The 1,115-nt window shown below is 67.1% G+C and carries 1 protein-coding gene; it reads right to left on the minus strand.

The window, feature by feature from the left end; all coding sequences use genetic code 11:
• Positions 1-1,067, minus strand: a 1,067-nt coding sequence (locus ACGF5C_RS35060) for a helix-turn-helix domain-containing protein (RefSeq protein WP_393308756.1), incomplete at its 3' end; no start/stop codon positions are given.
• Positions 1,068-1,115: the final 48 nt, after the last annotated feature.

Consider the following 1,115-nt stretch of genomic DNA (forward strand, 5'->3'; position numbering starts at 1 on the left):
CCGTACGACCGCTGTTCGCGGGGGCCGCCGCTGTACAACTCGATGGTGCGCTGGGTTTCGGCCAGCGCCGGTTCGGCCTGGCCGAGATGGATGTAGGTGGCGCCGGCGTAGTAATGACTCTTGGCCTCCGGGAAGCCGAAGACACCGCCGGTCTCGTCGTGCAGTTCGTCGGTGCCGGTGCCCGCGCGTGCGGCCTCGGCGGCGCGGATGCAGCGTTCGGCGTCCGCGGCGCTGCCGAGTTTGGACCAGATGCGCGCCTCGATGTTGTGCAGCCGGATCTTCGCGGTCACCGAGTCGGCGTACTGCTGACCGTTCTGCGCGAGTGCCACCGCCCGGCGCGGCCGCTCGGACCAGTATTCGATCAGCGCCTGCATGCCGCGCGTCCACGCGCGTAATCCGTTGTGGCCGCACAGTTCCGCATAGGCCCAGGCCGCGCGGGCCTGTTCTCCGGCGGCGTCGAGATGTCCGAGATCGGTACTGGCGTTGGCCAGCAGACCCGACAGCGGTCCGGCCAGCAGATACAAATGGCTTGTGTCCGTGGGCTTCTGGTGGCCTTCGAGCAGCCGGTACACCCGCCGGCGCACCCGCAGCATCTCCACCATCATCGGAACCGGCGGCACGTGGACATACTCTCTGGCGATGCGGGTGGCATCGGCGTCGAGCTGTTCCAGCGCGGAGGCGCCGACGTTACTCGCCTCGGCGCGACCGGCGTGCTCGCTGGCTTCGTGGGCAGCCGCCATGATCAGATCCCTCTCCGAAATCTCGGCTAACGCATCACCTCTCATCGCACCTGCGTCTACGAGTGCCAAAAGTTCCGCGTCGCTCGAATACTTGCTGCGCGTCGAATGACCTTGACGCACCTCGAATTCCGGTTCCGGCCGATCGATGACGGGCTGATCGATCATGGCCGCGAACCGTGCCCGCACGACTTCGTCGGACCTGGCGAGTGATGTGTCCAGCGCGGCCTGGTTGACCGGGCGCGGATGCACCCGGGCACCGCCTGCCTCCCATTTCGACACCAGGCGTTCGTGCACACCGAGATGGGCCGCGAACTCCCTGATGCTCATGCGTTTGGCATCGCGGAGGGCACGGGCTTCCTTACCTGACCACTGCCG

Origin of the sequence: Micromonospora sp. NPDC047620, assembly GCF_043205005.1 — a bacterium.
Taxonomy (GTDB): domain Bacteria; phylum Actinomycetota; class Actinomycetes; order Mycobacteriales; family Micromonosporaceae; genus Micromonospora.